Raw genomic sequence first — 23,892 nt, 5'->3', positions numbered from 1 at the left:
AAGTATTAAATCACTGATGAACACAAAAATAATTAACCCAGCTATAATCTCTAACATTACAAACTTACGTAGTAGAGTTAGCAAACTTTATATACCTAAAACAAAAGCAATGCTTCCTCTTTTTGAAGTATTAAGTAATAGTATTCATGCAATCTTTGAGAAGAAAGAAATTGACCACAATTTTGAAGGTAAAATTGAGATCAATTTAGTAAGAGTTGGAGCAATTGAAACATTGAAGGAGACAGAAAACAATGATAAATATCCAATAAAATCTATTGAAGTAATTGACAATGGTATTGGTTTAAATGATGAAAATTTTATTTCTTTTAAAGAATTTGATTCTGAAAAAAAAGCAAAAATTGGAGGTAAAGGAATTGGAAGATTAGTGTGTTTAAAACTTTTTTCAAAATTAGTTGTCAAAAGTATTTATCAAGAAGGGGATGAATTTTATGTGAGAAATTTTGAATATAAAAGGACATCTAAAGAAGGTTTTGATAAATATCAAAATGAATTAACAAATAAAACGAGTTCAAAAACTACAGTTCTACTAGATGGTTTTGAAGAAGAATATCAAAAAAAAGCCCCAAAAGATATTCTAGAGATAGCAAGACAAATTATTACACATTTTCAATTATATTTCATTGAAAAAATTATACCTGAGATTAGGATAACAAACCAAAATGGTGAAGAAATAAATTTAACAAACCTTTTCAATACCGAATTTGAATCAGAAATTCTAGATGATACTTTTGTAATTGGGGGATATGAATTCAAAGTTTATATAACAAAATCTTACAATTCTCTAAGTCACAAAATTTTGTATTGTGCTCATGAACGCACTGTAAAAGATGAAGGTTTATCCAAATATATTGAAGATTTAAGATATATGATAAAAGAGAATGATTCAATTCTTGGATATCATTATCAAGTTTTTGTCTTAAGTAAATTTTTAGATGAAAGAGTAAATGAAGAAAGAACTAATTTTCATTTTTCTGAAGATGATAACGAAGACAATGATACTGATGAAATTACATTAGCAAATATAAGACGAAATACTTTAAACAAAGTAGAAGAGCTTTTAAGTGTTTTTTTAAGTAAAACAAGAAAGGAAAAAGTAGAACAATACATTCCTATTATCCAAAGAGAATTTCCGAATTACTCAAGTGTTATAGAGTTTAACAGAGAAAAAGTTGAAAAAATACCGGCAGGTTTGACTTCAAAAGAATTAGATATTAAACTTTATGAGATTGAAAGCGAATGGAAAATCGAAGTAAAAAAAGATGCTATAAAATTACTTGATGAAAAAAAAGATATAACATCATTAGTTGATTATAATGTACTATATGATAAATTTTGGTCTGAGTTTAACGAAGTAGGAAAAACAGATTTAGCAAGATATGTTATCCATCGCCGCTCTGTTATTGATCTACTTGAGAAATTAATTAAGTGGGATTCCAATCAAGAATTTTATAACGAAGATATATTGCACAGTTTATTTTTTCCAATAAAAGAAGAAAAAGGCACTGTCGTCCATGAAAAGCAAAACTTATGGCTACTAGATGAACGATTAACATTTAATAGCCTTTTGGCGTCAGATAAGACTTTTAAGCAAATTACCGAACTTGAATCAAAGTCAGGAGATAGAATGGATTTAATAATTCGACAAGAAGAAATTTTTGATAAAGCAACGTTGTTTTCAGAAGATAAATTCCCCTATGAGTCTTTTACAATCGTAGAATTTAAAAGACCTTATAGAAATGATTACGTCTTTGGTGATCCCAAAAAAGATCCTGTAAGACAAGTCAGAAAATACATTAATGAAATTATTGATAAGAAGATAAAGAAAGACGGCCGCAGTATTGAGGCTAGCAAAAGTTCTCCATTTTACTGTTACATTGTTGCTGATATTACATCATCACTTGAATATATTTTAAGAGAAGAAATGTTTAATAAAATGCCAGACGGAATTGGGTATTTTAGATTTTATACTTCTGATGAATTACCATATAAAGCTTATGTAGAAGTTATTCCATTTAAAAAAGTTATAAAAAATGCCAAAGAAAGAAATAAGATATTATTTGATAAACTTAATATAACATAGAATATATATAATTATGTTATATTAAAAAAACACTTTTTAAAACCTTATTTAAACTTGATAAAAACTTTCATCTTACATTCACGAAAAACGTGAATTAATTGAAAAAGGGATTTACGAAACTGGTAAAAGTTTTACAAAATTTATTATGAAAAAGAAAAATTAATGAATGAAAAATGACTTTGTTTACAATGAAAACTCTGTAAGACAAATAGAGTATTTAGTCCCTCGTTTGAAATATTCAGTTTTACCTACAAAAATCGTTAAATGGCTTGAAAATTTTGATGACGAGGATAGAATTCACGCCATGGATATTTTACAAGTATTTGAATACGTACCTTTTGCTGAATTTATGTATCGATTAGATTCACATTTAAAAGAACTTCTACGCCTGATACCAATAAATGATAAAATCATAATCATACCTTTTGGGAAAGTAGGTAAAAGTGGAACATTAGTAACTTATCCCCTAAGAAACACTAAAGCATATAAATCCAGAGAATCTCAAATTTGTTTAACACATGACTTACAAAATATAGAAGATCCTTTTACTTATAAGCATATTATATTTTTAGATGATTTTATTGGCAGCGGAAACACATTTTTAACAGAATTTACATTACCAGCTATTCAAAATTTCATTATGGCTAATAACATTCAAAGTTTATTCATTTTGTCTGTTATAATTATGACCGAAGGAAAACAAAAAATTGAATCTAGGTATCCCACGATAAAAATATTTGCTGATGAAAGACATAAAGTGTTTAATAAAACACACTCCCCTTTTGTTGCTTTTGAAAAAGACACTCTGATCAAAATGCAAAATTTCAATACTAAATATGGAAAAAATATACCTGCAGATTATAAAAAAAGCATTTATTTACCTCATTTAGGTTATGATAATAGCGAAAGCTTAGTTTCTTTTTTTCACGGTACACCAAATAATACTTTACCGATAATTTATGGTCATCACCATTGGACGCCATTATTCCCAAGAAGTGCAGCAGTACGAATGAAAGATGCTATAAAATTAAAAAAGGAAATTGCATATTCTATCGGAATTTGTACAAGGCTTAATATTAATATTTATAATAGAAATATTTTATCCATTCTAAGTCCTGACGAGTTAGCTGTTCTCTTCTTAAAAGGAAAAGGATATGAAAACATTTTTTTATGCCAAATATTAGGCCTTTCTAGAGAAGAGTTATTAAATATATATCTAGTGCTTTTAAGAAAAAAATGTATTGAAAAGAATTATATAACATTAACCAATAAGGCAATTTTAATTCTTAAAAAATTAAAAAAAGAATATTTCAAAGAAAGGATTAGAAACGAAAACGAAACCAATTTATTAATTAAAAACACGCTATATTTGCCCCAGTTGTTCAATGGAAATACTTAAGGTTAGCTATGTTATCTGGCAACAGGTAATCTCGGTGCCGTGTATCGAGATCAATAAAGGATACTTTATTAAAAAGATTACGTAAATTCAGTAGTATATACAGATCCTATTGTAAAATAAATATTTCACATTTAATAAATGATATTATTCGTGCTGTTGATTTTATCAATTTTTAAATATTTATTTTAATATAATATATTAAACATTCAAGTTAGAGTAACCTTATGTCGTTTCCATTTGAACAATTTATCCAGAACGCAAGAGAAGAAAACAGATCAGAAAAATTTATTGATGCTTGCGTAAAGTATGCTGAAAAATTAGAAAGCAATAATTATCCCGTAATATTTGCATTGCCTCATTTAGCAATAGTGATGGGTGTACAATCTGACTTCTTAAAAGCTTTAATTGGAGAAAGCAAAGATATTCGCTATATATTACAAAGTAATGAAGGTTTTAAAATAAAAAAGTATAACCACTTTTTTATTAAAAAGAGAAATAAGGGATTCAGAGAAATTATGGCTCCTCATAAAGACCTTAAATACATCCAAAAATGGTTACTTTTTAATGTTCTTTCCAAGTATCCATTAACAGATTCATGTAAAGGTTTTCGCAAGGGGATTTCAATAAGGGACAATGCATTAGTTCATTCGGATGCAAAAGTTGTTTTAAAAGTTGATTTGTTAAAATTCTATGATACAATTACCGAAAGAAGAGTATTTGGGGTTTTTGAAAAAATGGGATATGCTAAAAATCTTTCATATTCATTAGCTAAACTATGTACAGCTAAACATCATGACAAGTATTGGCTAGATTTCTCTTACAGTGACAAACAAACTCTTACAGAACTATATAAAGAGCGACCTTCAATATTACCACAAGGTGCTCCAAGTAGTCCCACTCTAGCAAATATAGTAGCAACAAAAATGGACAAGCGATTTGATGCACTAGCTAAAAAAATGAATTTCTCGTACTCGAGATATGCTGACGATTTAACTTTTTCGATCAAAGATGAAGGTAGATTACCTAATCTAAAATTAATTAGAGAGATTATAAGTGATGAGAACTTTTACATTAATGAAAATAAAATTTCTTATATGTACAAAGGGAGTAAGCAATATGTAACAGGATTAACTGTCGCAAATGGTGTACATACTTCAAAAAGATATCGTAAAGAAATTGAAAGGCATATTCATTTTTGCAGAAGGTATGGTGTTGAAGAACATTTATCTAGAAACAAAAAAAAATTTCCTTATTACAATTCTCTAAAATTTCATGATTGGCTTTATGGTCATATTTGTTTTATACATTCTATTGATAGAAAAGCAAGTGAAAAATTATTAAATGATTTTAATAAAATAAATTGGTTTATATAAAGCTACTTTATGAAATACATTAATATATTATCATGAACGAAGCATTCTTTGGTATAATAGATTTAATCGTTGGAGCTGGAGGTTCATGATTTCAATCACACCTTTCCAGTAAAGTGAAAGAAAAAGAATATATGATATTTACAATGTTTGCTTAATCCAGATTTCTCAATAAAACTGAAATTTTATTTTAAACACATTACTAAGGGGGTATAAATGAAATGTACAATACTCTTAAACCTAAAAAGGTCGAAAAGTTCAATAAAATTAGGGGTTTGAACAAAAAAAGGTTGAAATAAATAAATATTTGAATTAACCATTATCTACTTTTAATTACTATTTAAATACCATTTAAAGCTTCTGTAAATACTATTTAAAAGCCTTTAATACTATACTAACTGGAAAAAACGGTCAAATTGACCACCTAATTCCAGTGCAAATTGACCACCTAAAAAAAACTACTTTTTCCCATGTTGTTAGACCTTAAATTCGTTAAAAAAATGGCGGATTTATGGCAAACAAGTTAACAGACATGAGTAAAATTAGAAAAGTAATTAAATACCATTTAACTGGTAAGAGCAAGCTCTTTATCAGCAATTATCTGTCGCTTTCCAGAAATACCGTGAAGAAATACATCAGTTTGTTCGATACTTTTGGGATGAATCTTGAAGATATTGCACAAAAAACAGATGCTGAATTAGAAACTTTATTCTCTCAAACTACAGTAGAAACCTCAAATCCTACCTTAGAGAAGCTTTACAGTTATTTCCCTAAAATGGAGCGTGATCTTAAAAAGGTGGGCATGACGGTGCAGCATCTATGGGAATCGTACTACAAAGAAAACCCCGATGGTTTAAAGAGTTCACAATTCAGATATCATTTCAGGATATGGAGTAATCGTGTGAATCCAGTGATGCATATGAATCACAAAGCAGGTGACAAAATGTATGTAGATTATGCTGGAAAAACACTTTCTGTCATTGACAAAGATACCGGTGAAATTAAAGAGGTTCAATTCTTTGTAGCCATATTAGGAGCCAGCCAATACACTTATGCTGAAGCTTCGATGAGCCAGCAAAAAGAAGATTTTGTAAACTCTATAGAAAATGCCATCCGCTTTTTCGGAGGTACCCCTGCTGCCATCGTTCCTGATAATCTAAAATCGGCCGTTATAAAAAGCAGCCGTTTTGAGCCTACTATAAATGAAACTTTAGCTAATTTTGCAGAGTATTATCAAACCACCATATTACCTGCCAGAGCTTATAAACCTAAGGATAAATCGTTAGTTGAAGGTGCCGTAAAAATACTGTATCAAAGAATTTATGTACACTTAAAAGAGCAAGATTTCTGTAGTATTGAGCAACTTAATGAAAAAATATGGAAGTTACTTGATGTGCATAACAAAAAGAAACTTACTGCACGACCATATTCTAGACTGGAATTATTTACCGAAGACGAGAAAAATGAATTGGCACCTCTTCCTTTAGAGCGTTACGAAATTAAACATCAATCTTTTGCTACAGTGATGCAAAATGGACATGTACTTTTAGGTGCAGATAAAAACTATTACAGTGTTCCTTATCAATATTTACGCAAAAAAGTCAAATTACTTTATAGTAAAACAACCGTTGAAATTTATTATAAATACAACCGTATTGCAACACATCCAAGACATCACGAGCCCTACGTATATACAACCACTGCAGAACATATGGCTAGTTCTCATCAATTTGTGGCAGATTGGAGTGCTTCTAAATTTATCGATTGGGCAAGTAGTGTAGATCCTAGTGTTGCTGAATTAATCACTAAGATCATTGACAGTAAAAATCATCCCGAACAAGCTTATAAATCCTGTTTAGGCATTTTATCTTTTGAAAAAAAGGTAGGAAAGCAACGGTTAATAAATGCCTGTAAACGTGCTTTGGATTATAAAATATACAGCTATAAAGCGATACATAACATTTTAGAAAACAAGTTGGATCAAATTGATTCAGAACCAGAATTCGATTTACAATTGCCTCAACATCAGAATATCCGCGGAAAAAATTACTATAAATAAAATTTAAAATTAGTTAATATGAATGAAGTTGTAGTTTCAAAAATGAAACAGATGAACCTAAACGGTATGAGTAGCGCCTTTAAAACAGCCTTTGAAAGCGGTAAAACAGATCATTACACCATTGATCAGTTCGTGTCAATGCTCATCGATTCCGAGTGGAATGAACGGTACAACAGACGAATAGAACGAAGTATTAAAAACGCAAAATTTCATTACAAAGCTAATATTGAAAGTTTAAATTTTGATTCTTCTAGAAGTCTTGATAGAACTCAAATTTTACGTTTAGCTGATTGTGAATTTGTAAACAAAAATCAAAATGTATTAATAACAGGAAGTACAGGTGTGGGTAAAAGTTATTTAGGAACAGCCTTAGGTTATCAAGCTTATATTGAAGGCTATAAAGTAAGTTACTTTAATACTTCGAAGTTATTTGCTAAACTAAAAATGGCAAAAGCAGATGGATCGTATTTAAAAGAATTGGCTAAATTAGAACGGCAAGATGTAATTATATTAGATGATTTTGGACTTCAAGCATTAGATAGTCAAAACAGAATTACGCTATTAGAAATAATCGAAGACAGACATAATAACGGTTCTATAATCGTTACATCACAAATACCAGTGCAAGGATGGTACGATATGATTGGTGAAAAAACAATAGCAGATACCATTTTAGATCGACTTATTCATAACGCACATAGAATTGAATTACAAGGTGAATCAATGCGCAAAAAAAGAAGCAAAAACAACGAATAATTTTTAATTATATTTGAATTTATCTTAACAACAGAAAAAAGTAGTTTTTAGTAAAATTTTTGGTGGTCAATTTCAACTGGAATTACATGGTCATTTTGAATTGGAATTACATGGTCATTTTGAATTGGAATTAACTGCTCACTTTAAATTGGAATTGGGTGGTCAATATCACTGGAATTTGCAATCTAGTCCATATCTGTTAGAAGCGTTAAGGTGTCTTCTGCTTTTTATCAAGGTATATGTTTGTAAATTCTTGGATAGTTATTAACAAGGTAGCAGCCCCAACGGCACTTCCGGCAAAGATGGCCAGATACTTTATAAATTCTGTCATATTAGTAAAGATACTATTAAAAATATGGTAGTACTATTTTTACTGTGTTTTATTTACAATTTTAATTTAACTTAAAAATATGATCAACTAATTTTTCAAGCAGTATATTTACATCTTAATAATTTCTTTAAAATATAAAGTACATTATTATAACTGCTTTAAAGATTTGTTTTGCTTTAATTGTATAATAAGCAAATTCAGAACAAACGTACTTGATTGTAATCACTTTATATAGAAAACTTTCCAAGAATTTATAAGCTCATACTATTTAATAATTTCCACAAACAATACTGTTATCTAAAAGTAATGTTGGTGTTACAATCATATTATGAAAAAACAATTGAAATTTCCCCTTAAGTCAGAATTTTTTAAAACTGTAAGGTATAGGGTAGACCAATACTTCTTAAACAGCGGAAAACAAAAACATGCAAATGCTGCTATGTGGTTTAAGGTAGTTTTCTTTCTTAGCACTTTTTTAACGTGCTATGCCCTGATCATTTCAGGTAATTTATCGTGGGCTGCAATGCTTGGATTAGCATTTTTGCTAGGAATGTGCAAAGCTTTTGTAGGTTTCAATATTTGTCACGATGCATTGCACGGTGCTTTGTCATCAAATAAAAAAGTAAACAGGTTCTTTGGTATGCTGTTTAATTTATTGGGCGCAAGTCCCTATATCTGGAAGATTTCACACAACGCCGTTCACCATACTTTTACAAACATACCGGGTCACGACGACGATTTGGTGGTAGCACCCGGTCTTATTAGGATCGAAGAAAGTGATCCTGTACGTAAAATACAGCGCTATCAGCATTGGTATGCATATCCTCTTTATGGACTGGCAAGCATTTCATGGGTGTTCAGGAAAGATTTTATTAAGATATTCCGCCCAAAAATAGGTCAGGTGGCTGTTAGGCATCCCTTAAAACAGTATGTTTATTTATTTGGTTCTAAATTAATTTATTGTTTTCTGTTCATCCTGCTTCCGCTAATTGTCTTAAATATTAAATGGTGGCAGTTATGTGTTGGTTTTGTGGTTATGCACATTGCTCAGGGCTTTACCATGGGTCTGGTTTTCCAGCTGGCACATGTTGTGGAAGATACTGCATTTCCAAAAGTGGGCATTAACGGCGCTATGGAAGAAGCATGGGCAGAACATCAGATGCGCACTACTGCAAATTTCTCGGGACAAAGCAGCGTAGTTACTTTTTTTCTAGGAGGTCTTAACAGGCAGATTGAGCATCACTTGTTTCCTGGGGTTTGTCATGTACACTACAGAGATTTAAGTTTAATTGTAAAACAGACAGCGGCAGAATATGGTTTGCCTTACATTGAGAATCCAACGTTTTTTCATGCACTCTCTTCTCATTACCGCCTTTTAAAGTTTTTTGCAGTTACAGAATGTCCACGATCTAAGTTTTCGGCTTAGGTTAATTGGCAATTTATAGTTTTATATACTATAACAACGGTTACTTCTCTATAAAACACATCCTGTACACAATTGTGTCTTTACATCAATATTATCGCATATTGGGGTTCAATAGGCGCATAAATAAAATATTTTTAGATTAATTTGTAGCAGTTAACTATTTGTTTTGTAAATTGTTGTGTGATATGTTAAGCTGTCCTGCATCTGGTTACTCACCTATAACAGGATGCTTTACGATAATACTTGGTACTTTTAAAACAAGTAGAAAAGTATTTCACAGCTTTGTTCACTATATAAATACGTTTTAGTAATATAAATAATTAAAATCATGCAAAATAATAATAGTGATTATTTGAATTCAGGTACAGGCGGTAATGAGAATGGTTTGGAAGAACTGCAGCAACTCACAGAACTTTTGTACATTTCGTACCTATTAAGCCTAAAAGCTGCAGAAAATATTCAGGTACAGAAAAAAGAATCTTTAAACTTTCAACTCCGGAACATTAAAAATTTCCTTATACAAATACAGGATCTTCAGAAAATTATTGAAATAAAGTGTAGGATTGTTTAGTATAAAAGTTCTAATAAAAACAGCGATTTTATAATATTTTTTATACAAAAATTAATTATTTTAATTTTTTATTATAAAATAATGTTTAAATTAAAATTTTATTGTAGCTTTGTAGAGAATTTATTAACAGGCTTTTGTATCTGCCTCTTCTGAAAAAGTTTAACCATCAATTTTTCTCTCTCAGTCTTGACTCCCCTCAGTTGCCACTTTTATTTTTAAAAAAGATTTCATTGGCAGATCTGAAATATGTCTCTAGCAAAAACATATATAAGGATTATAGTTTTTCCACAGGTAAAATAACAACAGTAAAATCATTGCACATTTCCGTTTATCCATTAAGCTGCTTAAAAAAGCTTTTAAAGGATTTCAAAAAAGAAGCCACGTAACTGTGCCTTATTCCGGAAATTGTAAATCAATAAGCAGTCACTATAGTAGTGACGCATTAAAAAAGTATGTACTTAACGGTAAACCGCTGTTTGCTGTTGTAAAAGAGGAACTGCTTTTTTTAGCAAACCCGATAATTTTGACCGCAGACGGCAGTTGGGAAAATCGAAATGAAACCGGTATTCCGGTACATAAGATTATGAATTTTAAAGAATTAAACATTATATCGCCTATCATGAAGGCGGTCACAGAAGCCGGATATACTAAGGCAACTGAAATACAGCACCAAACCATACCGCACATACTTAACGGAAACGATGTAATTGGTTGCGCACAGACGGGAACAGGAAAAACAGCATCATTTGCCATACCTGTTTTGCAGTTGTTAGATAAAAACAAAGAAAAAGTAAAAGGTATCCGTGCGCTGATACTAACACCAACCAGGGAACTGGCAGTACAGATAAGTGAGAATTTTAGAACATACGGGATGTTTCTAAATCTGAAACATCTGGCAATTTATGGAGGTGTACCACAGGGGAAACAGGTAGCTGCACTGAACAGAGGTGTGGACATATTGATTGCAACTCCGGGCAGACTTTTAGATCTTGTATCGCAAGGCGCAATAAAGTTGTCTCAGATTGAAATACTGGTACTCGATGAAGCCGATCGTATGTTGGATATGGGCTTTGTAAACGATGTTAAAAAAATCCTTGCAAAAGTTCCGGCGAAAAGACAAACATTGTTTTTCTCGGCTACCATGCCGCAGGAAATAAGAAAGTTTGCACATTCTATACTAAACAACCCGAAAGAAGTAAATGTTACTCCGGTATCATCAACAGCAGAGACGGTAAAACAGTCGGTATATTTTGTTGAAAAGAATGAAAAGTTCGATCTGCTTGTTCATATTCTGGACGATCAAACCATTAACAGGTCACTGGTTTTTGCAAGAACAAAACACGGTGCAGACAAGCTGGTAAAAAACCTTCTTAAATCGGGCATACATGCAGCTGCAATACATGGCAACAAATCGCAAAACGCCAGACAAAGGGCATTAGACGATTTTAAAAATTCAAAAATAAGGGTTCTTATCGCAACAGATATTGCCGCAAGGGGTATTGATATAGATGAACTTCCGCATGTAATAAATTACGAACTGCCTAATGTACCCGAAACGTACGTTCACAGAATAGGTAGAACCGGACGTGCAGGTTATGAAGGCACGGCAGTTTCTTTTTGCGACCGCGAAGAAAAAAAGGAACTTGTTAATATACAGAAACTCATAGGCTTTAATATGGCGGTCGCACTACAGTAAGCCTAATTATTAATTTAAAATATAAATTATGGCAGATTCTTTTACAAAGAAGGAAAACAACAAAAAAAAAACCAAAAGATTACAAGATAAACAGCTGCGTAGAGATGATCGAAAAGATAACAACAATAAGGGTAAAACCCTAGACGACATGATCGTTTATGTGGATGTTAACGGTCACTTTACAGAGGTTCCTCCACATATGCAGAACAGAGATGCAGATCTGGCCAGAGCAATAAAAGCACAGCAAACCTCGGCAGATCCAGATGCTGATTTTACTGGAATAGTAAATTATATGAGTGAAAAAGGCTTTGGTTTTATTACGGAAGACGAAACCGGAGAAAACGTATTCTTTCATGTAGGTCAGACAACGCAGACTGTTGAAAAACACAATAAAGTAACCTACAAAAAAGAACTGACACCGAAAGGATATCAGGCAGTTGAAGTTAAAAAATAACAGAATAATTAATTTAAATAAACAACGAGATGCAAGAAGGCACAGTTAAATTTTTTAATGAAACTAAAGGATTTGGTTTTATTTCGCAAACAAATGGTAATGAAGATGTATTTGTTCACAATTCAGGATTATTAGATAAAGTCCGTGAGAATGATACGGTTACATTTGACATTGAGCGCGGACAAAAAGGGCTTATGGCTGTAAATGTTAAAAGAAAGTAACAACAACAGTTGTTCAAAATAAAGGCATATAATTACTTATATGCCTTTTTTATTTTTATAATTTTTAATCTCAAGTTGCCGTTCTTGAAAACAGATTAAATATGATATTATTTTAATAACTTTTGAAACATAAAACCTGATAGTCTAGAGTTAGTATTTAAATTTACTGCTTCTTTTAAAATAATGTTGAGATTTACAGCTTTAAATTAAGTAAAATAAAAAATAAGGTGGAACAGAATATTTCTGTTTACCACCTTATCTAAATAAAAACGAAGGCATTATCGATTAAAGTGCGGTACTTTCTATCATTTAGGACAGAAAATTATATATTAAATAATTGTTTTAATTGATCCAAAAACTTTTAACGTAAATAGTTATAGATACTCCGCCAATTATTAATATTAAAATAGCTAAAAGCTGATCGTTTAATTTTTTCCTGTTTGTCATAAATTTTCATTTTATTAAATTAAAAAAGTTCTACAGTACTCAAAAAGTCAATCTTAAATTAAGACTTATTCAGAATAGTTGTAGTTTAATCTGTTTTATAAAGCAGAAATAAATTTACCTGCTAGATTTTAATTTGGAAATTCTGTAAATGTTTTTTAGTCGCAGTTTTATATACTTACTGTATAATAACAGATATATAATAGAAATTTGCATGTGAAGGCCCAAATCAATGCAGAGGTGTTTCAGTGAGCTACTTTCTCAAAAGTACAATAATTTAGTTGACTTTCCTAATAATTAGCCATATATATACTGTTCAAAATTCTCTAAATTAAAGATCATTTAGTACAAGTTCTTATTGTTCAAACGCCACTATTATACAAATACGGATATCTGGTATTAAGAAAAATTCAGCTAAGTATATTGTGAAAACAAACAGCGAGATGATTTTTAGCGTAAGTTTTTCCTTCTTCATACTACCCTATCAAATTTTTACCACTAAATTATCAGAATCAGTGTAAAATAATAGCTACCTTTAAACATGGGAGCAATTGAAAACGTTGTATGTTTAGATTTGGATTTTGATATAGAGAGTGAAGCGATTCACAGGCATAACATGCTTATAATTTCTGAAAACCTTTTGGATTTCAATGAAAGATTCGGAACGGATTTTATTATACTTTACTCTCTTGACGATTTTTTATTTTCTCCGATAGACGATGAAAAAGATGAATTGCTATTATGGTTTTTAGAAGGAACAAATGAATTATTGGGCTTTGCTTACTCGGCAACAATGTCATCATTTGAAGATTTGAATATGTATCTGTACAGACGCAGATATGAATTACTTATGTTGTTCAGCGGGGAATTGTATGACAGATACCGAACCCGATATATAAATTATGCGCCTTTAGGTTTTTTGACGGAAGCTGATCACTACTATATCAAAATTAAACTGACCGATATTATATTAGACCACTCAAATAGTAATTAATTCTAGTGTCACCTGAGTACAAATAGGAAGATCCAGCTTTGAAATCTCAATTGCAGTAAGAGATCTATCTCGGTTTTTCTCTTCTTTTACGCCCAGGCTTTATTTTAGAGCTTGGAAGTCGTGACTCGAGCGAAGCGACTGAACGAAGTTAATCTTCAATTTCGGATGAAAAGAAGCAAAAATTTTTTCTTTTTTATCTTGCCTCGGTATAAAATCGATTAAATAATGTCTTACAAGCTAACTAATCGCGGTTCGGCAGGCTCACCGACCAACCGATTAATTTACGCTTGCTTCAACAATTTAACTGTCAATTTGATACCAATGGCGCAATTGTATTACTTGTAAATAGTTGGATTTATTGTTGAACTGGGTTTCGACGCAGCTATTAGATTTGTATTCAATAACTTTAAGTAGTAACAAAGAAAATAAATCTGAACAACCAGAGGGAATAGGAGAACTAGTTCGACTCTTAAACAGTAGGTTTATACTGAGCATTAGTCCTATTTTCCTCTTTGGTTTATAGTACCATTTAGAATGTTAAGCATCAAGGCTTATTAATAGCGTTAGCAATAAAACCAATTGGTTGCCAGAGTTATTTTCCTAAATCTAAAATTATGAAAAAAAATGTAATTGGTGTTGACGTATCCAAAGATACACTTGATTATTGCATCTTAGATGTAGAAAATCATTCAAAAATTGGTAAAGGAACCATTGCTAATGAAGAAAAAGCTATTCTGAAGTGGTTACGAGAGTTTGATGTTGAAAATACAATAATCAGTTTTGAACACACAGGTCACTACGGAGCCCTATTAGCTTGGGTTTTGGAAGATTCAAAATTTGTGTATTATATAATCAATCCTTTAGATCTCCAGCGTTCGTTGGGTATTCAACGTGGAAAATCTGATGTTGTTGATGCTTACAGAATCGCAGAGTATACCATTGGGAATAAACATAAGCTAAGCCCATTTAAACTCCCAAGTGAAGGTTTGAGGAAATTAAAAGTCTTAATGACAGCTAGAGAACGTTATGTGAAAATTGCTGTACAGATTAAAAACAGTTTGAAAGCCGAAGAGATTTTAGCAACGAAAGTGGATATAAAAAAGCTAATTACGCTTGAAAATCAACAATTAAATGTCATTGAAAAAACAATCAAAGCTTTAGAAAAAGAAATGATGGATATCCTAAAATCGATAGATGAATTACAGCTTTCATACAAAAAAATTACTAGGATAATTGGTGTAGGTCCCATTACAGCATTGAAATGCATTATTGAAACAGATAATTTTATGAAGTTTACTGATGCGCGTAAATTCAATTGTCATTGTGGGTTAGCACCGTTTCCATATCAATCAGGAAGCAGCATAAAAGGTCGGACTAAAACACATTTTCTCAGAGATAAAACCCTTAAGACTATTCTGTTTAATGCAGCAGGATCTGCTATACAACACGATCCTCAATTAAGAAACTATTATCTCGATAAAATTGAAAAAGGGAAACATAAACTAACCGCTCTTAATGCAGTAGCAAACAAAATTGTACTTAGAATATTTGCTGTCGTAAAAAGAGAAGAGCCTTTTGTGAAATTAACTACTTAAAAATTTGCTTTTATCTTAGAATGCTCAGCCACGTAGTCACGAGTAACGAAGTGAAATGGCTGTTTGGTTATAGGTTTTATGTTGATGCGTTTAACTGGTGAATCGTTGAACTGGTGAACTGGTGAACTGGTGAACTGTTGAATTGTTGAATTGTTGAACTGTTGAACTGTTGAACTGGTGAACTGATGAACTGGTGAATTGATGAACTGATGAACTGATGAACTGATGAATTGATGAACTGATGAACTGATGAACTGATGAACTGATGAACTGATGAACTGATGAACTGATGAACTGATGAACTGATGAACTGATGAACTGATGAACTGATGAACTGATGAACTGATGAACTGATGAACTGATGAACTGATAAGTCGAGATTTATTATCTATCACAGACTACATCAAGTTTCTTAGCTACTTGTGAGACATCGCATCAAGTGCGATGTGACAGGGCGCTTAAGTAGTTGATGTGTTTAACTGGTGAACTGGGCTTCGACTTGCGTCTGTGAACAATTAGGCATTTTAGCCAACATTACAATTTAAATACGGTTCATCATAAAAAAACAACAACTCAGTAATTATTTTTCGAATATTCTTTTTATTGACAATACTTTTGAAGCAAAACAATTAAGTAAATAGACAATGAAGAAACTTTTAAAAATTATTAAATTATCATTTATAGCCATTTTAAGTATTTGCACACTATTTTTCTTATACTTTTTTATTAGTAATAAAATATTTTTAGAATCTAAAAATGAAAATAATATAGCTTATTTAACCAAAAATAATACTGAAATCACAAATGCTATTAATGACAAATTGTTTGGCGAAGAATTTTATAAGTCAAAGGTTTTCCTTTTAGGAGAAATTCACGGGTATGCAGATAATCAGAAATTGGACAAAGAGTTACTATTTTTCTTAAATAAAAAAATAGGTGTTAAATACTATATAGCAGAGATGGATAGTTTAACGGCTAAAAATCTTAATAACTTCTTATCAAATAGTTCGAAAAATCAAGAAACTTTGAAAGAGGTAGTTTTAGCAATTAAAGAAAGAATTCCACAACAATCAAGTCAAGAACTATTTGACAAATGGAACGACATTTATGATTATAACCAAAAACTAACAGATTCATTAAAAATAACAGTAATTGGAATTGATAAGAATTTTGATGATAATTCAAAAGGTTCAAGAGATTTAGCTATGGTAATTAATTTTAAAAATTCAATCAAAAAATTGAAACTTGAAAATGAAAAATTCTATGGCCTTTTTGGTTATTTCCACGTATTGCAAAATAAAATGGAAAATGGAAAGGAAACATTCGCTTCTGAACTAAAAAAATCAGGTATAAAAACCACGAGTTTTGTTAGTTATACATTAGATAGCGAAGTGTATCTTCCTAAAAACTCCCAATTTCCTACACCTGAAAATGAAAAAGTGGATTGGATTAATGCAGATGGTCCATTGCAACTTGTTAAGGGAATCAATGACTTAAAGGAATTAAGTAAAGCTAATTCAATAACTCTCTTTAAGTTAAACTCCAAGAACACTCCTTTTTTAAAATCTCAACACTTAATTAGTGTAAAATCGAACGTTTTTGGAGAAAATATTGTTCCTCAAAAAAACACTTTTACAACAGATTATTTTCAGTATGTTTTTTTATTAAGGAATTCCAAAGCACTAACAAAACTGAAGTAAAAAAATACAGCTATAATATCGGTTTTACTTCATATAGTTCGCCTAGCTTGGGTGGCGAGATGTAGGATTAAGTGCTAATTGAACTTCCGCCCTATTTATCCGCCAAAAGCTGTTTGTTTTTGTTTTTTTATTAAATTTATCAAAAGGTTTACAGCTTTGGCTCAGTTTCTGCCTAAATTGAACTTTCGCTCAATTCAACCCCGCACTTCGCCAATTGCCGGAACGTTAACAGTAATTTTCCCAAGACATACCTAAACAAAAAATAAAATGAAACAAATAATGACTTTTCTCGTCATCACTTTTATAAGTTATGCAACATGCGCACAATCTGTAATTGTAAATGCTGATGGAACTCATTCAACTGTAATTGACAACGGAACAACCAAGACAATTGTAAATGCTGATGGAACTCATTCAACTGTAATTGACAACGGGACAACAAAGACAATTGTAAATGCTGATGGAACTCATTCAACTGTAATTGACAACGGAACAACAATGACAATTGTAAATCCTAATGGAACTCATTCAACTGTTAAAAAGAAAAAGAAAAAAAATCATCGCTAATAAGGGTTTTACTTTGTACAGTTCGCTTCTTTTGGATGGTAAAACCTAATGAAGTGGTTCAACGAAGTCAAATACGGATGAAGTGCTTCATATGAAACTTTTCGCAAATTTGAATATTTGTACTTCGTATCTAAGGTAGTGTTAAAAATCTGCTCACTAGGAAAGTCCCGAACCATTATGTGCTATCTTATAAAACTGTGTTCCATAATAAAATTTCGACAACATGAAAAATGAATATTCAATAGAATTAATACAAATGGAAAAACATGATTTACATGTAAGAGAAAAATTATTAAAAGAAAATAAACTCACTTCTGGCTATGATTTGGAAATGGAAAATGTGCATCAATCAAATGCCAAACGATTAAGAGAAATTATTGATAAAATAGGATTCCCCACAATTTCTAAAGTTGGCAGAAAAGCAAGTGATGCAGCTTGGTTAATTATACAGCATGCCATTTCTGAACCAATTTTCATGGAAAACTCATACAAATTAATGCTAGAAAATCAGACCGATATAAATCTGAAAAACATTGCTTTTTTATATGATAGAATTCAATTTTTTAAAGGAAAGCCACAAAAATTTGGTACACAATTAAATTCAGATGGAACAATTTATCCAGTAGAAAGTAAAGAAAACCTAAATAATGAAAGAGAAAAATACAATTTATATAAATTATCTGATCTAGAAATTGAAAAAATTCCGAACATAGACAAAATAGAACAACTTGAAAATGAAAACCATGAGTATATTTTATGGCGACAAAAAGTTGGATGGAAATAAACACTTCCATTAACATTGTATTTGCCTAGTACAGTTCGCTGTGATTGGGTGGTAAAACCTAATGAAGTGGTTCGACGAAGTCTAATGCGGGTTAATCTATAATAGTAAAATTTACACTTTGCTACTTTTATCTTTATTTATTCTTTCCTATTGATATCAATAAACTATCCGTTTTGTATAATTTTTTTGTTTAACTCACTTTAATGAAATCTAGTATATAGAAGTAGTTTTACGAAACTTTTGTATTTTTAAGTTTTACTAATTAACTATGTTACCTTTAAACGTAAAACGAGATACCTTGAACAAAAAACATACATTTATGAAAACACTTGTTTTCTTAATTTTTACTTTCATTTTTTTTAATGTTCATTGTTTTGGACAGAAAGAATCGAATCAAAAAATTGAAAAAATTTACCTTGACAAAAATGATAAAACAAAAAACTGTTACACGATCATTTATCCCTCAAAACTTCCTTGGAAAGGGTATGTTTTTTTAATTCCAGGGTTTGGGGAAACAGCAGAAAATGTTTTACAACAAACCAACTTGCCAAACGAATTAGCTAAAAATGGTTTTTTGACTGTTATTCCTACTTTTCAAGATGGTGTTTTGTCTTTTGGAGTTGATAATTTGAGTCAAGAAACCTTTCATAAAATTCTTAAAGATGTAACTTCAAAGCACAAGCTCATTGACCAAAATTTTTATGTTGGTGGATTTTCTATTGGTGGAAGTGCTGCCATAAAATATGCTGAAAATACATTAGTTAAACCAACAGCAGTTTTTGCGATAGACCCGCCGCTTGATTTTGAAAGATTTTATAATTCTGCAAAAAGAGATATTAGACTTTCAAAAAACGGAGAGGCAAATCAAGAAAACATTTACATGATAGAAAGACTTGAGAAAGAAACAGGTGGAAATCCGACAACGAATCTTGCGGAATATTATAAACTTTCACCATACTCATTTTCAGACAGCTCTCAAACAGCAATTAAAAAACTGGAAAATATGCCCATAAGAATTTACACCGAGCCTGATATAAATTGGTGGTTGAAAGAACGTGGAGCAGACTTTACAACTATGAATGCTACGGAATGTTCGGCAATGATTAATGAACTTAACAAGTTAGGAAATGAAAATGCACTATTAATTACAACAGAAAATAAAGGTTTTAGAAAATATGAAAATAAACGACATCCGCATTCTTGGAGTATTGTAGATAATGAAGAACTAATAAATTGGTTATTAGAACAAAAATAACGTATCCACCCCACCAAGTACATCTTTCATAATAAAAAATAAGCATTGAAATTTGCTTAATGAATACAAATGAAACAAAACGAGCGTCTATGCTTAACTTGGTTAATCTGTGGCGCGCTTCTGGTCGGCCAAAAAAAGAATTTAGTGCAGCAAATTCAATCAGCATCCACAAGTTAAACTATTGGATTGATCTTTCAAATAAACAAAAAAAGTCAAATAGCTTTATCGAAATTTCGCGCGAAATTCCGCCTTCAAAAACCTTAGATATCATTTACCCAAACGGTGTAAAAATCAGCACTAACGGCGATTTCTCGTTAATTAAAAAATTAATCCACTTATTTTAGGATGTTTTCATTAGGATCTTCGCATCGATTTTTCCTTTATCAGGAACCTTGCGATATGAGAAAATCATTTGATGGACTTTGTGGGTTGATTTCATCAGGCATGCAGCGCAGCGCTACAAGTGGCGAAGTATTTGTGTTTTTAAACCGAAACCGCACCCATATTAAACTTTTGCATTGGGAAAATGGAGGCTTTGTGTTGTATTATAAAAGACTTGAGTTGGGTACTTTTTCCAAACCAAGCAGCTTAAGCTGCGAACTGCAATGGCATGATTTAATTTTGATGATTGAAGGAATACAAGTGGTAAAAAGCATTCAAAAAAAACGCTTTTATTTACCATAAAGTTATTATTTTTATTGGAAAAGCGCTGCTTTTTAGTATATTTACTGTATGGAAAAAGCACTAGAAAATTTATCGAAAGATGACCTTTTAAAGGTTATTTCTAGTCAACTTGATTTGCTTTCAGATAAAAATGAGCAAATAAAATCAATATCTCAAGAACGTGACCATCTTTCACAAGAACGCGATTATTTAAAAGCACAAGTAGAAATGCTTAAGCGCATGCAATTCGGGCAAAAGCGCGAGCGCTTTGAAGGCGATCCTAATCAAGCGACGCTTCCTTTTGAAGCCGAACCTTTTGAAATAGAAGCGCAAGAAGAAATCATTAAAGAAAAAATAGAGTATACACGCAAACGCCCTAACCATAAAGGTCGTGCTAAGTTGCCAGAGCATCTTGAGGTAAAAGAAATTAAGATCCACCCTGAAGGTGATTTATCGCAAATGATTTGCATTGGCAAAGAAATTACCGAGGAATTGGAATGCGAGCCTGCAAAATTTTACATCAAAAGATACATTCGTTACAAATACGCTGCTAAAAATGGTGAAGGTGTTTTAATTGGCGAACTTCCTGAACGTGTGATTGACAAAGGAATTCCGGGAGCTGGCGTTTTAGCCATGATTTTAACCGATAAATACGTAGATCATTTACCATTATATCGCCAAAAGCAACGTTTTGCCAGAGAAAACATTCAAATACCCTCATCCACCATTGAAGGTTGGACCAAGCAAGCACTCGAAAAGCTTGAACCACTATACGAACAGCTTGTTTTTGATACCAAAAAACAAGGATATCTTCAGGTAGATGAAACACCTATAAAAGTGTTGGATAGCGACAAAAAAGGCGCTACCCATCAAGGCTACTATTGGGTATATCATGCTCCGTTAGAGGGAACCGTATTATTTGACTATAGCCCCACTCGCGGCAGTAGTGCACCTGCGCCTATGCTTAAAAATTTTAAAGGATACTTACAAACCGATGGTTATGCAGTGTACGAAAAGTATGGTAAAATGAAAGAAATAACGCATTTGGCTTGTTGGGCACATGCGCGCCGTGAGTTTGAAAAAGCGTTAGAAAATAATAAAGCAAGAGCTGAAAAAGCATTGCTAATCATTCAAAAACTCTACGCAATAGAACGATTAATCAAAGAAAGTAATCTAGATTCTTCTCAAATAAAAACTTTACGCTTAACAGAATCATTGCCAATAATCAATGAGTTTGGACAATGGATTTTTAAGGAAATAAAAAATACACTACCTAAAAGTCAAATTGGCAAAGCAATGACCTATGCATACACAAGATGGGATGCCTTATCAGCTTATTTATACGATGGAAACTTACATATTGATAACAATTTAGTAGAGAATGCAATTAGACCAGTTGCACTAGGACGAAAAAATTACCTCTTCGCAGGAAGCCATGAAGCTGCACAGCGTGCTGCAATGATCTACTCGTTCTTTACCATCTGCAAAAAGCATGAGGTAAATCCATTTAAATGGTTGAAGCATACCTTGCAAAACATAGCGTCTATAAACCATAAAAACTTAAAGGACCTTTATCCTCAAAATTTCAAGAATTTAAATATGTAGTTTGTAGGGTGGATACAAAATAACACCTATAGGTAACACTCTTTATTTACTTCATACAGTTCTAGTTAATATGGTGGTAAAACCTAACGAAGTGGTTTGACGAAGTCAAATAATAAGATTACACTTCTACACTTCTCAGTGCAGGAATGTAAAGTAGAAATATTTATCCGCCTCTGCTTTTATCTAATTATTTGTTTTGATGAACTGTGTGTTTCATATTGTTTTTTCTTTACTTTAGTAAACATAAAAAACCATTGCTCAAGTTAGTGCATAATTGAAAGTTTAGTCTTTCTAATCCGCCACTATCGCAAAGCCCCAAACTGTTAGCTATAATTTTAAAACAATCCCATGTCACACACTGACCACAAAAAAATTATCAATAAAGTAGCAAAAAAAATTTTAAGCTCACATGGAATAACTCAAAAAGGACAATCTCGAATTTGGCTTGATGATAATGGTTGGTTTGTAACTGTTATCGAATTTCAACCATTCCATGGAAGACAAGGAACAACTTTAAATATTGGCGTAAACTTTAATTGGTATGAGGAAGAGTATTTTTCATTTGACATCGGCTACAGACAGGATATTGACTTTGTAGATTATGACGGAAATGAAGATATGTTTTCAGAAGAAATAGAAAAACTTTGTCATTTGGCCCTGAACAAAATATTAGAATTTCGTGAAAAATTTAAAAATTTAGATAATGCAAAATTAAGTATTTTAAATAATACATTTACCAGCGAAGAAATATGGGGAAGTTATCACAAAGGAACAATTTGTGGTTTAACAAATGAGTATGCTAAGAAAAATGAATATTATCAAAAAATACTTGACAATAATGAAACTTATGAGTGGTTGAGTGAACTGAAAAGCAGAGTAAATCTTCTTGAAAATAATATTAGCAATCACAATGATTTTAGTAAAAAAGTTATTGAAATAATTAAAAAAACAAGGACTTTAAAAAAACTTAAAGAAAAGGAAATCATATTGAGCTAATAAAAACTACCGCTAACATCATATTTACTTCCTACAGTTCGCTGCGATCGGGTGGACAAAAGCGGGTTAAGTGATAAATTGAGAGTTTTTGCTTCCTTATCAACCAAAATCTGTCCATATTTGTATTTTTTGTAAGTTTACAAATAATGGAACAGCTTTAGTTTCGTTCGGGTCTGAATTGAACAGTTGCTCAATTTAATCCTACACAGTCACTAAGCTGCGGCACATTATATGTAATTTTATTAAAACTTTATGTCCAAATTAAAGCAGATTAGAGAACAACAAAATCTAACGCAAGAAGAATTATCCGAAAAATCTGGAATTTCTGTAAGAACAATACAAAGAATTGAATCGGGAACCGAACCAAAAGGTCATACTTTAAAAGCACTATCTAAATCGTTGGACATTTCGGAAAATGAATTAACTAAAAAATTAGTAGAAGATTCAATTGAAGAATCTCTTGAAAAACCAATCGAATTTATAGAACCCAAAAGTGGAGTTGACTATCAAAAAATCAAACTCATTAACCTCTCTTCTATCCTATTTATTTTGATTCCGCCCCTTAATATATTGGCTCCTCTTATTTTGTCTTACGCCCTAAAACAGAAAAATAATTTGTCTAAACAAATAATTTCGCTACAAATTCTTTGGACAATTTTAGCTCCGATATTTTTCATGTTGGGGATTTTATTGAAACTTGGACGTTCATTTACAATTGTGATTTTAATCATTATTGTGTTATCTAACGTTTTCTTGATATTGCGAAATCTTGCAGAAATTGACAAAAACAAAAAACTACGTTATCAATTGAATTTCAACATGATATAATCTTTGACGGGGAATTGTCGGGTTTTTGTCGGGGTGAATTTTTGCTATATTTTGTTTTAAATGTAACCTTTGTTGAA

At 31.5% G+C, this 23,892-nt stretch carries 20 protein-coding genes; all 20 read left to right on the top strand.

Annotated features, from left to right (window positions below):
* The first annotated feature begins 16 nt into the window (after nucleotides 1-16).
* Nucleotides 17-2,101: an ATP-binding protein gene (locus tag H1R17_RS10055; protein WP_163430967.1), complete on the top strand. Its 2,085-nt coding sequence runs from the start codon at nucleotides 17-19 to the stop codon at nucleotides 2,099-2,101.
* Between the two features lie 166 nt (nucleotides 2,102-2,267).
* Nucleotides 2,268-3,500: a hypothetical protein gene (locus H1R17_RS10050; RefSeq protein ID WP_163430966.1), complete on the top strand. Its 1,233-nt coding sequence runs from the start codon at nucleotides 2,268-2,270 to the stop codon at nucleotides 3,498-3,500.
* A 224-nt stretch (nucleotides 3,501-3,724) separates the two neighbouring features.
* Nucleotides 3,725-4,873 carry a reverse transcriptase family protein gene (locus tag H1R17_RS10045; RefSeq protein ID WP_163430965.1) on the top strand — a complete coding sequence of 383 codons (1,149 nt, stop codon included), beginning with the start codon at nucleotides 3,725-3,727 and terminating at the stop codon, nucleotides 4,871-4,873.
* A gap of 508 nt (nucleotides 4,874-5,381) precedes the next feature.
* Nucleotides 5,382-6,929, top strand: coding sequence for an IS21 family transposase (gene istA / locus H1R17_RS10040; RefSeq protein WP_205600648.1), 1,548 nt, complete (start codon nucleotides 5,382-5,384; stop codon nucleotides 6,927-6,929).
* 18 nt (nucleotides 6,930-6,947) lie between these two features.
* Nucleotides 6,948-7,685, top strand: coding sequence for an IS21-like element helper ATPase IstB (gene istB, locus H1R17_RS10035; protein ID WP_163430964.1), 738 nt, complete (start codon nucleotides 6,948-6,950; stop codon nucleotides 7,683-7,685).
* A gap of 659 nt (nucleotides 7,686-8,344) precedes the next feature.
* Complete coding sequence (locus tag H1R17_RS10030) at nucleotides 8,345-9,442, top strand: acyl-CoA desaturase (protein ID WP_163430963.1); 1,098 nt, start codon at nucleotides 8,345-8,347, stop codon at nucleotides 9,440-9,442.
* A 1,154-nt stretch (nucleotides 9,443-10,596) separates the two neighbouring features.
* On the top strand, nucleotides 10,597-11,709 hold the full coding sequence (locus tag H1R17_RS10025) for a DEAD/DEAH box helicase (protein ID WP_163431294.1): 1,113 nt from the start codon (nucleotides 10,597-10,599) through the stop codon (nucleotides 11,707-11,709).
* Between the two features lie 28 nt (nucleotides 11,710-11,737).
* Nucleotides 11,738-12,163 (top strand): cold shock domain-containing protein, encoded by a 426-nt coding sequence (locus H1R17_RS10020; RefSeq protein WP_163430962.1) that lies wholly within the window; start codon nucleotides 11,738-11,740, stop codon nucleotides 12,161-12,163.
* Between the two features lie 29 nt (nucleotides 12,164-12,192).
* A complete protein-coding gene (locus tag H1R17_RS10015) occupies nucleotides 12,193-12,384 on the top strand; it encodes a cold-shock protein (RefSeq protein WP_163430961.1) in 192 nt (63 codons plus the stop codon).
* Between the two features lie 985 nt (nucleotides 12,385-13,369).
* Nucleotides 13,370-13,822 carry a hypothetical protein gene (locus tag H1R17_RS10010; protein WP_163430960.1) on the top strand — a complete coding sequence of 151 codons (453 nt, stop codon included), beginning with the start codon at nucleotides 13,370-13,372 and terminating at the stop codon, nucleotides 13,820-13,822.
* A 614-nt stretch (nucleotides 13,823-14,436) separates the two neighbouring features.
* Nucleotides 14,437-15,417, top strand: coding sequence for an IS110 family transposase (locus H1R17_RS10005; protein ID WP_181729222.1), 981 nt, complete (start codon nucleotides 14,437-14,439; stop codon nucleotides 15,415-15,417).
* A 644-nt stretch (nucleotides 15,418-16,061) separates the two neighbouring features.
* Nucleotides 16,062-17,117 (top strand): hypothetical protein, encoded by a 1,056-nt coding sequence (locus tag H1R17_RS10000; RefSeq protein ID WP_163432698.1) that lies wholly within the window; start codon nucleotides 16,062-16,064, stop codon nucleotides 17,115-17,117.
* Between the two features lie 267 nt (nucleotides 17,118-17,384).
* Nucleotides 17,385-17,684 carry a hypothetical protein gene (locus H1R17_RS09995; RefSeq protein ID WP_163432697.1) on the top strand — a complete coding sequence of 100 codons (300 nt, stop codon included), beginning with the start codon at nucleotides 17,385-17,387 and terminating at the stop codon, nucleotides 17,682-17,684.
* Nucleotides 17,685-17,907: 223 nt separating this feature from the next.
* On the top strand, nucleotides 17,908-18,468 hold the full coding sequence (locus H1R17_RS09990; RefSeq protein ID WP_163432696.1) for a DUF6624 domain-containing protein: 561 nt from the start codon (nucleotides 17,908-17,910) through the stop codon (nucleotides 18,466-18,468).
* Between the two features lie 319 nt (nucleotides 18,469-18,787).
* On the top strand, nucleotides 18,788-19,723 hold the full coding sequence (locus tag H1R17_RS09985) for an alpha/beta hydrolase (RefSeq protein ID WP_240453367.1): 936 nt from the start codon (nucleotides 18,788-18,790) through the stop codon (nucleotides 19,721-19,723).
* 59 nt (nucleotides 19,724-19,782) lie between these two features.
* Nucleotides 19,783-20,067 carry a hypothetical protein gene (locus H1R17_RS09980; RefSeq protein WP_181729221.1) on the top strand — a complete coding sequence of 95 codons (285 nt, stop codon included), beginning with the start codon at nucleotides 19,783-19,785 and terminating at the stop codon, nucleotides 20,065-20,067.
* A gap of 1 nt (nucleotide 20,068) precedes the next feature.
* The gene (gene tnpB, locus H1R17_RS09975; protein WP_163432694.1) at nucleotides 20,069-20,407 is read left to right on the top strand and encodes an IS66 family insertion sequence element accessory protein TnpB; all 339 of its coding nucleotides are present in this window, start codon (nucleotides 20,069-20,071) and stop codon (nucleotides 20,405-20,407) included.
* Between the two features lie 48 nt (nucleotides 20,408-20,455).
* A complete protein-coding gene (locus H1R17_RS09970; RefSeq protein WP_163432693.1) occupies nucleotides 20,456-21,991 on the top strand; it encodes an IS66 family transposase in 1,536 nt (511 codons plus the stop codon).
* A gap of 348 nt (nucleotides 21,992-22,339) precedes the next feature.
* The gene (locus H1R17_RS09965; RefSeq protein WP_163432692.1) at nucleotides 22,340-22,987 is read left to right on the top strand and encodes a hypothetical protein; all 648 of its coding nucleotides are present in this window, start codon (nucleotides 22,340-22,342) and stop codon (nucleotides 22,985-22,987) included.
* Between the two features lie 252 nt (nucleotides 22,988-23,239).
* On the top strand, nucleotides 23,240-23,815 hold the full coding sequence (locus H1R17_RS09960) for a helix-turn-helix domain-containing protein (protein ID WP_163432691.1): 576 nt from the start codon (nucleotides 23,240-23,242) through the stop codon (nucleotides 23,813-23,815).
* Nucleotides 23,816-23,892 lie beyond the last annotated feature (77 nt).

The organism is Flavobacterium sp. xlx-214, from assembly GCF_013874595.1.
Lineage (GTDB): Bacteria > Bacteroidota > Bacteroidia > Flavobacteriales > Flavobacteriaceae > Flavobacterium.
This window is presented reverse-complemented; position numbering and strand designations above follow the sequence as displayed.

Coding starts and splice junctions, on each gene's coding strand:
- H1R17_RS10055 (WP_163430967.1), top strand. CDS start 17: ATGAACACAAAAATAATTAACCCAGCTATAATCTCTAACATTACAAAC.
- H1R17_RS10050 (WP_163430966.1), top strand. CDS start 2,268: ATGAAAAATGACTTTGTTTACAATGAAAACTCTGTAAGACAAATAGAG.
- H1R17_RS10045 (WP_163430965.1), top strand. CDS start 3,725: ATGTCGTTTCCATTTGAACAATTTATCCAGAACGCAAGAGAAGAAAAC.
- istA (WP_205600648.1), top strand. CDS start 5,382: ATGGCAAACAAGTTAACAGACATGAGTAAAATTAGAAAAGTAATTAAA.
- istB (WP_163430964.1), top strand. CDS start 6,948: ATGAATGAAGTTGTAGTTTCAAAAATGAAACAGATGAACCTAAACGGT.
- H1R17_RS10030 (WP_163430963.1), top strand. CDS start 8,345: ATGAAAAAACAATTGAAATTTCCCCTTAAGTCAGAATTTTTTAAAACT.
- H1R17_RS10025 (WP_163431294.1), top strand. CDS start 10,597: ATGAATTTTAAAGAATTAAACATTATATCGCCTATCATGAAGGCGGTC.
- H1R17_RS10020 (WP_163430962.1), top strand. CDS start 11,738: ATGGCAGATTCTTTTACAAAGAAGGAAAACAACAAAAAAAAAACCAAA.
- H1R17_RS10015 (WP_163430961.1), top strand. CDS start 12,193: ATGCAAGAAGGCACAGTTAAATTTTTTAATGAAACTAAAGGATTTGGT.
- H1R17_RS10010 (WP_163430960.1), top strand. CDS start 13,370: ATGGGAGCAATTGAAAACGTTGTATGTTTAGATTTGGATTTTGATATA.
- H1R17_RS10005 (WP_181729222.1), top strand. CDS start 14,437: ATGAAAAAAAATGTAATTGGTGTTGACGTATCCAAAGATACACTTGAT.
- H1R17_RS10000 (WP_163432698.1), top strand. CDS start 16,062: ATGAAGAAACTTTTAAAAATTATTAAATTATCATTTATAGCCATTTTA.
- H1R17_RS09995 (WP_163432697.1), top strand. CDS start 17,385: ATGAAACAAATAATGACTTTTCTCGTCATCACTTTTATAAGTTATGCA.
- H1R17_RS09990 (WP_163432696.1), top strand. CDS start 17,908: ATGAAAAATGAATATTCAATAGAATTAATACAAATGGAAAAACATGAT.
- H1R17_RS09985 (WP_240453367.1), top strand. CDS start 18,788: ATGAAAACACTTGTTTTCTTAATTTTTACTTTCATTTTTTTTAATGTT.
- H1R17_RS09980 (WP_181729221.1), top strand. CDS start 19,783: ATGAATACAAATGAAACAAAACGAGCGTCTATGCTTAACTTGGTTAAT.
- tnpB (WP_163432694.1), top strand. CDS start 20,069: ATGTTTTCATTAGGATCTTCGCATCGATTTTTCCTTTATCAGGAACCT.
- H1R17_RS09970 (WP_163432693.1), top strand. CDS start 20,456: ATGGAAAAAGCACTAGAAAATTTATCGAAAGATGACCTTTTAAAGGTT.
- H1R17_RS09965 (WP_163432692.1), top strand. CDS start 22,340: ATGTCACACACTGACCACAAAAAAATTATCAATAAAGTAGCAAAAAAA.
- H1R17_RS09960 (WP_163432691.1), top strand. CDS start 23,240: ATGTCCAAATTAAAGCAGATTAGAGAACAACAAAATCTAACGCAAGAA.